This is a genomic window from Eubacterium sp. MSJ-13, from assembly GCF_018918235.1.
GTDB lineage: Bacteria > Bacillota > Clostridia > Lachnospirales > Lachnospiraceae > Butyribacter.
In genome coordinates this window covers 1-2949 of sequence record NZ_JAHLQE010000019.1, presented here as the reverse complement: position 1 = coordinate 2949, position 2949 = coordinate 1, and the positions used below count along the sequence as shown (strand labels likewise).

Below are 2949 nucleotides of genomic sequence, written 5' to 3'. Positions count from 1 at the left end.
AATATTTTCAGATGTGCATAAACACTTGAAGTCGATGCCACCCCTACCATCTTGCATATCTCCCTGATAGCAGGAGCATAACCATTCACACGCTGATATTGCATAATGCTTTCATACACATTCTGCTGCTTCTCCGTCAATGGTGCTCTGTCTACCAGATCAATTCTTGCTGATTCGCTCATGTTCCGCCTCCCTCTTTATCCAAAGTATCCATGTGGATGTACTGTGTGTTCTTCTTTTGCATTGACTGCCGATAGAATCCTGTCCCGGTACATGAGTCCCCTCTGGATACTGTAAAATCCAAATCTTCTGCGTATCTCATCCACCGCTGAATCCATCTTCATCTGCTTTTCACGCTTCTCCACACTTGAGAACAAATCAATCTGTTCCCAATAATTATCTGTTACTAAGTCTGCACCTCGGACACCAACACTGCGGATTGGTTTGCTCCAGTTATAGTTTTCCTTAAATATCTGATAAGCATATGCAGCTATCTCTCCGGTTATATTCGTTGCATGGTCAATCTTTTTCTGACGGGTAAAAGAGAATAACTCATTATCCCTGACACTTATCTCAACCACTCTGCACCGGAATCCATTCTCACGAAGTCTTGCTGCAACACTCTCAGCCAGAATATAAAGAACAATCTTTACATCCTCATCGCATACTAAATCCTTTGGTGTCGTTGTGCTGTTTCCCACCGATTTGATTGGAGCGTGGGTATTCTCCAGCTTGACAGGTGAATCATCATAGCCATTAGCAAATGACCATAAGATACTGCCCATCTTTCCAAGGTGACTGTTAAGCACATCTTCATCTGTTCTTGCAAGATCACCTATGGTTTTAATACCAAATAATGCAAGCTTTCTGTTCGTACTTTTGCCAACGTATAGAAGATCTGCCACCGGAAGTGACCATGCCTTCTGCTTAAACTCACTCTTATACATAGTTGTGATTGCATCAGGCTTCTTATAATCAGAACCAAGCTTTGCAAATATCTTATTGAAAGAAACACCAACACTTACTGTGATGCCAAGCTCTGACTTCATTCTCCTGCTGATTTCCTGTGCAATGAGCAATCCATCTCCTTTAAGGGAACTGCTCCCTGTCACATCAAGCCAGCACTCATCAATTCCATATGGCTCCTGTCTGTCCGTATGTATAAAAGCTTCTCCTAAAATAGTCTGGTCAGTTCTTAATACAAAATACTCGAATATCCTCGCAACAAAACATACAAGATAAATTGTTAATACCTGCCTAATTCCCCGCTTATCTTTCATGATCCAATTTTCCTTTCCTGCTAAAAATTAAAAATTCTGGCTTTAATATACACAAAAAAGGATACTATGTGATGGATTCCTGTCGGAAATACAAATATTATGTACCAAGTTACAAATTATCGGGCAAATGCTTCCTTTATACCTGCTATATAGCTTCTTGTAACAACAATATGCTCATCATTGCCAAGCACTGCTTCTATGTGACTATTCTTAGATATCATCATACTTCTAAGCTTATACTTATTTATAATACAGTTCTTTCTTACTCTGATAAAACCAGCTGCCTCTAAGATTTTCTCTAACGAGAGCAGATTCTCACTACTTTCATAAACCCGACTGGCTGTATACAGATATGTACGCCTGTCAATTGTCTCAATATAATATATATCTGTTGGATATAATTTGTAGATCTCATCCTCATATTTAGCCGGAATGGTAATAGAAAGAGATCTTACAAACTTCTCAACCTGCTCTACTTCTTTCGTTTGTTTATGAAAAAACAGGTGAACCTCAGGCTCTTCATATTTCTCATTCTTATTCATAAATAATTTCATATGTATACCCACGTTATTATCAAATTATTGCTCTCTGCTTTGTTCCACTTTCATTATCAAAAAGCATAAAACTATGAAAGAAACGCTCTTTCACATCCGTGATACGATTCGTATCATTCCCGCAAACCTTACTTGTATCATGAATGTTCTTTCACATACTGCAGAAATTCCGGTGTCTTTGACCAGTATTTTACACCCCAGTTTTCAAAATTCCATTCTTCCATGTAATCGTTGCACTCAAAATCAACATAATACATTTCTTCGTTATGTACAACAAAATTCGTTGGAAAATAATCAATATTTGTATTGGCAGCATATAACAGCTCACACATTTTATGCAATTGTTCGATATAGTCAGTTTTCATCTTGTCTTCTAAAACCAACTGATAAATCGTGTCACCGTCAATAAATTCCTTCAAAATACGTTCATTTTTCACATCTGTTTCAAGCATGGCAGGCATCTTTATTCCGATTTCTTTCAGTTTCTTGTAATCTCTGATTTCTGCCTCAAGCTTGTTTCCGAACTGATAATAATCACAAGGTTCATGATGTATCTGCTTCAAAACATACCTGTTATTTCCAGACTCTGCCAAATAAGAATATCCACCTTTCCCCTTTCCTAGCAGTTTAATTATTGTATAGCTTTTCCCATTTACGGTCATTTCTTTATTCATGTGTTTTCTCCTTTGTTCTACATCACATTGATTACTGTTATTTAATATTCTGTTCAATATTACAATAGAAATATAGTTTTCACAAAGGTTAAACGTGTAACCCACCACAAAATTCTCATTCGATTTTTGTGATATTTCCCCATATTTCAGATTACAACACACTGCTGTTTTCATCATTTACTCTTGAAACTACCGATTGTCATAATTATAAATCCAGTCTTCTGAATCTGAAACATTACATTGTCAGCATCCGAAAGAACAGATAACAACTGTGCTTAGATATTTGTCCCTCTCATTTCGTTCTCTCTAACGCTTAAAATCACATCTAAATATGGCATAATATCCTCCACAGAGTATCCCATTTTTTCTAAATATTTTCTTTGTATATTGCTATCGTAGCTTAGCAAAAAATAAGTTCTTGCAACATCATACAATTCTGTT

General features: G+C 36.8%; 4 protein-coding genes. All 4 read right to left on the bottom strand.

Annotated elements, in window-relative coordinates; translation table 11 throughout:
• On the bottom strand, window positions 1–182 hold a 182-nt coding region (locus KQI69_RS00835; RefSeq protein WP_216563388.1), incomplete at its 3' end, for a LexA repressor.
• A gap of 15 nt (window positions 183–197) precedes the next feature.
• Window positions 198–1280 (bottom strand): DNA polymerase IV, encoded by a 1083-nt coding sequence (locus KQI69_RS00830; protein WP_253288935.1) that lies wholly within the window; start codon window positions 1278–1280, stop codon window positions 198–200.
• Between the two features lie 116 nt (window positions 1281–1396).
• Window positions 1397–1834, bottom strand: coding sequence for a LytTR family DNA-binding domain-containing protein (locus KQI69_RS00825; protein ID WP_216563387.1), 438 nt, complete (start codon window positions 1832–1834; stop codon window positions 1397–1399).
• 137 nt (window positions 1835–1971) lie between these two features.
• Complete coding sequence (locus KQI69_RS00820) at window positions 1972–2508, bottom strand: hypothetical protein (RefSeq protein ID WP_216563386.1); 537 nt, start codon at window positions 2506–2508, stop codon at window positions 1972–1974.
• Window positions 2509–2949: the final 441 nt, after the last annotated feature.

Excerpts from the sequence above, each read along its gene's own strand:
- KQI69_RS00820 (WP_216563386.1), bottom strand. The coding sequence starts at position 2,508 with ATGAATAAAGAAATGACCGTAAATGGGAAAAGCTATACAATAATTAAA.
- KQI69_RS00830 (WP_253288935.1), bottom strand. The coding sequence starts at position 1,280 with ATGAAAGATAAGCGGGGAATTAGGCAGGTATTAACAATTTATCTTGTA.
- KQI69_RS00825 (WP_216563387.1), bottom strand. The coding sequence starts at position 1,834 with ATGAAATTATTTATGAATAAGAATGAGAAATATGAAGAGCCTGAGGTT.